Genomic DNA, 4,505 nt, shown 5'->3' with positions numbered 1-4,505 from the left:
GCCGCCGGAGCGACCGCCTGCTCACGGGCCGTCGCCCGCGCCGCCCTCCGCTCCTTGCGGGTGGTGCCGCCCCGCCGTTCGACGGCGCGCGTGGTCGTGAAAAGCAGCCAGGCGACGGCCAGCAGCCCGAAACCGATCCACACGCTCGGCTCGAAGACGATGCCGGAGACCCACTCCACGACACCCGTCATCACCAGACCCACCGGCACCAGCGAGTAGGCGGCGATCCGGGTCGCGGCCAGGAACCGCTTGCGGTACGCGGTGATCGCGGCGATGCCCAGACCGGCCGCCGACACCGCGGAACAGATCGTCTCGGCAAGCATCGGAGCCTCCAGCGGTCGGAAAACGTCCCTTCCATCCTGCACCGGTCACCCGCACCGGGGCCACGCCCCTCGGCCACATCAGGGACATCTCAGGGCCCCGGTCCTCCGCAGGTGCCGATTGGGACGCGCGGGTCCTGACTGGAAGACTGATTCCATGAGCGATTCCACCTCCGCAGCGCCGGTCGTCCTCGACGTCTGGTGCGAGCTCGAGTGTCCGGACTGCACCCAGGCCCTCTCCGACATCCACGCGCTGCGCGCCCGCTACGGCGACCGGCTCGACGTACGGCTGCGCCACTTCCCGCTGGAGAAGCACAAGCACGCCTACGCCGCGGCGCAGGCGGCCGAGGAGGCCGTCGTCCAGGGCAAGGGGTGGGAGTACGTCGAGGCCGTCCTGGCACGCACCGCCGGCCTCTCCCGCACCGGTGAGGACCTCCTGCTCGAGGTTGCCCGCGAACTCGGTCTGGACGACGAGGAGTTCGACACCGCGCTGATCGACGGCCGGCATCTGCTGATCGTCGACGCGGACCAGGCCGAAGGCAAGGCGATCGGCGTCACCGGCACACCGACCTACGTGATCGGCGAGCAGCGGCTGGACGGGGGGAAGAGCCAGGAAGGGCTGCGCGCCCGGATCGAGGAGATCGCCGACCGGCTGCTCGCGGACCGGGACTGACCTCCCCGTCCGGGGCCCCGCGCCGGGGTGGTGGACGCGGCGCGGGCCCGGGTGGACGCCTAGAGGGCCTTGGCCAGGTTGTACCGGGTCGTCCCGTAGCCGAGCGACTCGTACAGCCGCACGGCCGGCGTGTTGGAGGCGAAGACGTGCAGTCCGAGCCGGGTGTGTCCGGCACCGAGCGTGAGGTCCTCGGCGAGGTGCATCAGCGCCCGCCCGTAGCCGTGCCCCCGGTGCTCCTCCCGCACCGCGACGTCGAAGACGTAGCCGGCTTCCTCCCCGTCGGGCGCCTCCTGTCCTGCCAGCCAGAGGTGGCCGAGGGTCTCGTCACCCCGGACGAGGACGTGGAAGTGCATGCCCGGGGTGGCCCGGCCGGCCGGCAGCCGCATGGCGTGGTCCGTCTCGGACTTGCGCCTGGCCTGGTCCTCGGGGACGCCCCGCTCGATCCAGCTCCGCGCGTACGCCTCGGCGCTGAGGCTCTCCCACGCGGCGTACTCCCGGTCGGTCATGGGGCGGCCGGTGACCCCCTCCGGCAACGGCGGGGCGGTCCGGGTCAGTGTCTTCAGCATGTTGCGGCTGCGTTCGGTGTAGCCGAGTGCCAAGGCGAGGCGCCGGGCGGGTTCGCCGCCGGCGGGCACCTCCACACGCACCTGGGTGCAGCCCCAGCCGCGCAGCACCTCCTCCGCGGCCAGCACGGCGATCGTGCCGCGGCCGCGGCCCCGGTGCGGTTCCTCGATGCGCAGGGCCCGCAGGATGCCGGCCGACGGGCCGAACGCGGGGTCGGTTCCGGCGCCGACCGTCCCGACGGGGCGCCCGTTGTCGCAGACGTCGTACGAGCGGAACCGGGCGCCGTCGGCGCCGTGCTGGATCGGCCCGGTGGGCCGCAGGGTCGTTGTCATCAGGGGTGTTCTATCCGCTGCGCGGCGGTCCGTCACCCGTTTTCCGGCGCCGGCTCACGGATCCAGGTCGTCGGCGGCACGCTCGTCGAAGATCCGCATGGCCTTGGCCGTGACGGGTCCGGGCGCGCCGGGCAGGTCCCGTCCGTCGACCCGGTGGACCGCCTGCACGTCGCGAAGGGTGGAGGTCAGGAAGATCTCCTCCGCCCGTTCGAGGACGTCCATCGGAAGGTCGGTCTCCTGGGCGCCCGTCCACTCCACGGTCAGGGCCCGGGTGATCCCGGCGAGGCAGCCGGAGGCGACGGGGGGCGTGTGGATCCGGCCGTCGAGCACGACGAACACGTTGGAACCGGTGCCCTCGCAGATCCGGCCGACCGTGTTGGGGAAGAGCGCCTCGGACGCTCCGTGCTCGTGGGCGCGCGCCAGGGCGACCACGTTCTCCGCGTACGAGGTGGTCTTCAGCCCGGACAGCGCGCCGCGCTCGTTGCGCGTCCAGGGGACGGTGATCACGGCGGTGCTGTCGGGGCGGCGTACCGCCTCCCCCAGGGCGACGACCAGGCTGGGCCCGGCGTCGCCGCGGTCGGAGCCGAGCGGGGAGAGGCCGCCGGTGTAGGTGATCCGCAGCCGGCCCAGCGCCATGGGGTTCGCGTCGATGACCGCCGCGCAGGCGCCGCGGACCTCGTCGGGGTCGGGGTCGGGCAGGCCGAGGCCCGCGGCCGAGCGGTTCAGGCGCTCCAGGTGCCGGGTCAGGGCGAAGGGGCGGCCATCGGCGACCCGCACCGTCTCGAAGACGCCGTCGCCCACGGTGAGCCCGTGGTCGAGGACGGACACCCGCGCCTCCTCGGCGTCCCGCAGTGCGCCGCCGACCCAGATCCTCATGTCGCTGTCCTTCCTGTCACCTCGTGGGTTCCCGACGCTACAGCCAGCAGCCGGGAGGCCTTCAGTTCGGTCTCCGCCCACTCGCGCCGCGGGTCGGAGCCCCAGGTGATGCCCGCTCCCGTACCGAAGCGCAGCAGGGGCGCGGGGCCCGTGCGGTCGATCCAGAAGGTCCGTATGCCGACGGCGAGTCCGGCGGTGGCCCGGTCGGCGTCCACCCAGCCGACGGCGCCGCAGTACGGGCCGCGGGGTGAGGTCTCCAGCGTCTCGATGATCCGCAGCGCACTCGCCTTGGGGGCACCGGTGACGGACCCGGGCGGGAAGGCGGCGGTGAGCAGTTCGGGCCAGCCGGCGCCGTCGGCGAGTCGTCCGCGGACGGTGGAGACGAGGTGGACGAGCCCGGGGTGCTTCTCCACCACGCAGAGGTCGGGCACGCTCACGCTGCCGGTCGCGCAGACCCGGCCGAGGTCGTTGCGGACCAGGTCCACGATCATCACGTTCTCCGCGTGGTCCTTCTCCAGCAGGTCCTCCTCGGTGCGCCCGGTGCCCTTGATGGGGCCGGACTCCACCGTCCGGCCCTCGCGCTTCAGGAACAGTTCGGGGGAGGCCGTGGCGATCTCGACCCCGTGGGCCGGGAGCCGGATCGTTCCCGCGTACGGCGCCGGGTTGCCCCGGGCGAGCAGCGCGGTGAGGGCGTCGACGTCGGCGGCGGGGCCGGGCAGGGGCGCGGACAGCACGCGGCAGAGGTTGGCCTGGTAGACCTCGCCCGTCGCGATGTGTTCACGGATCCGCCGCACGCCGGCCGTGTAGGCGTCTTCGTCCAGGGACGAGGTCCAGTCCTGCGGGGCCGGCCCGCGCCAGGCGCCGGGCACGGGTGAGGGCACCGGCTCCGTGCGCACGGTGGCGAAGCGGGCACAGACGATACGGCCTTCGAAATCCGCGCATACCGCCCAGAAACCGGATGATTCGAGGGCTGCGGGATCGCTGGTCACGTCCTGCAGGCCGGAGGCTACGAGGCCGCCGAAGCGGGCCATGGGGGCGAAGTCGCGCACGCGGATGAGTGTAGAGCCGCCCATCATGACCTGCGGCGGGGTGGAGGCGGCGCAGCACGCTGCGCAAACGCGTTTTTGTGCTGGCCCGGGAATCCGCTAGAGTTCAACACGTCGCCGGGACGCGCAAGCGGGCCGGGAAAGACAAGCGGACGTAGCTCAGTTGGTAGAGCGCAACCTTGCCAAGGTTGAGGTCGCCAGTTCGAACCTGGTCGTCCGCTCGCAGAAGGTGGGGGATCTTCCCGAACCCCCACCCCTGGTGGAGTGGCCGAGAGGCGAGGCAACGGCCTGCAAAGCCGTCTACACGGGTTCAAATCCCGTCTCCACCTCCAAGGACGATTAGCTCAGCGGGAGAGCACTTCCCTGACACGGAAGGGGTCACTGGTTCAATCCCAGTATCGTCCACCGGTCCGCGAGGACCCCCGCGCGATTAGCTCAGCGGGAGAGCGCTTCCCTGACACGGAAGAGGTCACTGGTTCAATCCCAGTATCGCGCACGCAGTACACGCAGGTTCGTCCTGCGCGATTAGCTCAGCGGGAGAGCGCTTCCCTGACACGGAAGAGGTCACTGGTTCAATCCCAGTATCGCGCACCACCCGGAGCCCCCGGTCGTCTCGACGACCGGGGGCTCCGTCGTGTGCGGGGAGCGTGACCGGACGTCGCGCGCCGGGGCGGCCCGCCGGGACGGGTCCGCG

Annotated in this window: 5 protein-coding genes and 5 tRNA genes; 6 read left to right on the top strand and 4 right to left on the bottom strand. The window is 72.2% G+C overall.

Annotation, left to right across the window (positions count from 1 at the left end):
* Positions 1 to 323: hypothetical protein (locus tag ABZ371_RS29380; protein WP_358685204.1), on the bottom strand; the 323-nt coding region annotated here is incomplete at its 3' end.
* Between the two features lie 154 nt (positions 324 to 477).
* On the opposite strand from ABZ371_RS29380, the gene ABZ371_RS29375 reads away from it, so the two are divergent.
* The gene (locus tag ABZ371_RS29375) at positions 478 to 993 is read left to right on the top strand and encodes a DsbA family protein (protein WP_358685202.1); all 516 of its coding nucleotides are present in this window, start codon (positions 478 to 480) and stop codon (positions 991 to 993) included.
* 59 nt (positions 994 to 1,052) lie between these two features.
* Here ABZ371_RS29375 and ABZ371_RS29370 read toward each other — a convergent pair whose 3' ends face one another.
* The 3 genes from ABZ371_RS29370 to ABZ371_RS29360 are packed head-to-tail and all read right to left on the bottom strand — an operon-like array spanning position 1,053 to position 3,796.
* Complete coding sequence (locus tag ABZ371_RS29370; RefSeq protein ID WP_358685200.1) at positions 1,053 to 1,889, bottom strand: GNAT family N-acetyltransferase; 837 nt, start codon at positions 1,887 to 1,889, stop codon at positions 1,053 to 1,055.
* 54 nt (positions 1,890 to 1,943) lie between these two features.
* Positions 1,944 to 2,765, bottom strand: coding sequence for an aminodeoxychorismate lyase (locus ABZ371_RS29365; RefSeq protein ID WP_358685198.1), 822 nt, complete (start codon positions 2,763 to 2,765; stop codon positions 1,944 to 1,946).
* Positions 2,762 to 3,796, bottom strand: a complete 1,035-nt coding sequence (locus tag ABZ371_RS29360) for a chorismate-binding protein (protein ID WP_358685206.1) — start codon at positions 3,794 to 3,796, stop codon at positions 2,762 to 2,764. The genes ABZ371_RS29365 and ABZ371_RS29360 overlap by 4 nt, the downstream gene beginning before the upstream one ends.
* A 163-nt stretch (positions 3,797 to 3,959) precedes the next feature.
* Here ABZ371_RS29360 and ABZ371_RS29355 point away from each other — a divergent pair.
* From ABZ371_RS29355 to ABZ371_RS29335, 5 genes are all read left to right on the top strand, one after another.
* Positions 3,960 to 4,032: transfer RNA gene (locus ABZ371_RS29355), tRNA-Gly, on the top strand.
* Positions 4,033 to 4,069: 37 nt separating this feature from the next.
* Positions 4,070 to 4,143 (top strand) — tRNA-Cys (locus ABZ371_RS29350).
* 1 nt (position 4,144) lies between these two features.
* Positions 4,145 to 4,216: transfer RNA gene (locus tag ABZ371_RS29345), tRNA-Val, on the top strand.
* 19 nt (positions 4,217 to 4,235) lie between these two features.
* Positions 4,236 to 4,307, top strand: a tRNA-Val gene (locus tag ABZ371_RS29340).
* A 23-nt stretch (positions 4,308 to 4,330) separates the two neighbouring features.
* Positions 4,331 to 4,405: transfer RNA gene (locus tag ABZ371_RS29335), tRNA-Val, on the top strand.
* Positions 4,406 to 4,505: the final 100 nt, after the last annotated feature.

It is taken from the genome of Streptomyces sp. NPDC005899 (genome assembly GCF_040629645.1).
Taxonomy (GTDB): Bacteria; Actinomycetota; Actinomycetes; order Streptomycetales; family Streptomycetaceae; genus Streptomyces.
The sequence above is the reverse complement of the archived record's forward strand: the minus strand, read 5'-3'. Positions and strand labels throughout refer to the sequence as shown.

Coding starts and splice junctions, on each gene's coding strand:
- ABZ371_RS29375 (WP_358685202.1), top strand. CDS start 478: ATGAGCGATTCCACCTCCGCAGCGCCGGTCGTCCTCGACGTCTGGTGC.
- ABZ371_RS29370 (WP_358685200.1), bottom strand. CDS start 1,889: ATGACAACGACCCTGCGGCCCACCGGGCCGATCCAGCACGGCGCCGAC.
- ABZ371_RS29365 (WP_358685198.1), bottom strand. CDS start 2,765: ATGAGGATCTGGGTCGGCGGCGCACTGCGGGACGCCGAGGAGGCGCGG.
- ABZ371_RS29360 (WP_358685206.1), bottom strand. CDS start 3,796: ATGGCCCGCTTCGGCGGCCTCGTAGCCTCCGGCCTGCAGGACGTGACC.